The following is a 1,433-nucleotide window of genomic DNA, read 5'->3' on the forward strand; positions in this document are numbered from 1 at the left end:
CGCCGCCTGCGCCCGCCCGATCGCGCTGGACGAGGGCTCGGTGCGGCTGCTCGCGCCGGGCGGCTTCGCGGCGGGCGTGCTGTACGGCGCGGTGCGGTACTACCGGACCGAGATCAGCCCGAAGCGCCCGGCCTGCTGCCCGTACACGCCGACCTGTTCGACGTACGCCGTCCAGGCGCTGCACCGGGACGAGTGCGATCAGGCAGGGGTCGCCGAGCTCGCAGCAGTCGCAGGCGTCACACGCGTCCGACCAGTCCCGGTCCTTCTTCTTGCGGTTCCGCCGCTTGTGGGCCAGCCACTCCCGCCGCTGCAGCTTCCGCCGCCGGCGCTCCATCTCCGGCAGCCACCACCAGGCCCGCCCGGGCCGCGACGGGGGATGGGCGGCAGGTGGCTGGGGCGGTGGGAAGACCACGACTCACGGTCCCTTCGGTACGGCCGACGGGGCCGGCCCCCGACGGCTCGATCAGATTATCGAAGGTCACGGCCCCTGCGGACACGGCGGACGGACGGTCAGTCCCCGCCGCCGAGGGTGGGGAACAGGTCGGTGAACGGCTGGGTGGTGACCGAGACGCTCCGGCCGAACGGGTCGTCGAAGTCCCAGATCAGGAAGAGCAGGAAGGCGATCAGCGCGCTGAACGCCCCCGCGAGCAGCAACTCCCGGACCGAGCGCCGGATCTGGAGCGCGAACACCATCCCGACCGTCACCAGGGCCCCCACGATCAGGCCGAACCAGACCACGCCCGGCATGGTCGGCCCGGCGTTCTGGCCGCGGGCGTTGCGGGCCTCGTCGGTGGTGCTGATCCGGTCCATCATCGGCTGGTAGGCCTGGGCCTCCAGGTCGCTGGCCGGCGTGCGGTTCGCGACGTCCTGGCGCAGCTTCGCCAGCAGCTCGGTGCCCTTCTCGGAGATCTCGCCGTGCTCGCGCATGTACGCCCACTCGACGTCGACCACGTACGAAACGTAGGCGTCCACGTCGGCCCGGACCTGGTCGCGGAACTCGACCGGGTAGACCTGGGCGCGCTCGCTCACCTCGTGCAGCGCCTGTGCCTCGCGCAGCACGTCGTCCTGGGCTGCGCCGCGCGCCTCCCAGACGCCGGCGATGGCGAGGCCGAGCACGATCGCGTAGACCACGCCGATCATCATCGTCATGTACTCGATGACGTCGGGCGTCTCGTCGGTGTCCTCGTCCTCGCTGGCCCGGCGGTGCCTCAGCAGCACCACCGCCACCACGACGGCGCAGGCCGCCGACATGGCGATGGCCAGCGCCAACCATTCGGACATGGGAACTCCCTTCTTCAGCTTGGTTGTTCGGTGTCGGAAGCCACCCGGATCCGGGCACGCCGGGGCCCGGGCTGTCCGGGCCCCGGCGGTTCCGGGGAAGGGCGGCTTCCGAGTCGGGGGGCTGTTCCGGAACCGATCGGAACAGCGGCGTG

Annotated in this window: 1 protein-coding gene and 1 pseudogene; one reads left to right on the plus strand and one right to left on the minus strand. The window is 71.8% G+C overall.

Annotated elements, in window-relative coordinates; translation table 11 throughout:
• Positions 1-91: 91 nt before the first annotated feature.
• A pseudogene (locus tag ABZ885_RS41155) lies at positions 92-145 on the plus strand (hypothetical protein); the annotation flags it as partial.
• Positions 146-510: 365 nt separating this feature from the next.
• On the opposite strand, the gene ABZ885_RS41160 reads toward ABZ885_RS41155, so the two are convergent.
• A complete protein-coding gene (locus ABZ885_RS41160) occupies positions 511-1,281 on the minus strand; it encodes a hypothetical protein (RefSeq protein ID WP_360200331.1) in 771 nt (256 codons plus the stop codon).
• Positions 1,282-1,433: the final 152 nt, after the last annotated feature.

This window comes from Kitasatospora sp. NPDC047058, from assembly GCF_040643935.1.
Lineage (GTDB): Bacteria > Actinomycetota > Actinomycetes > Streptomycetales > Streptomycetaceae > Kitasatospora.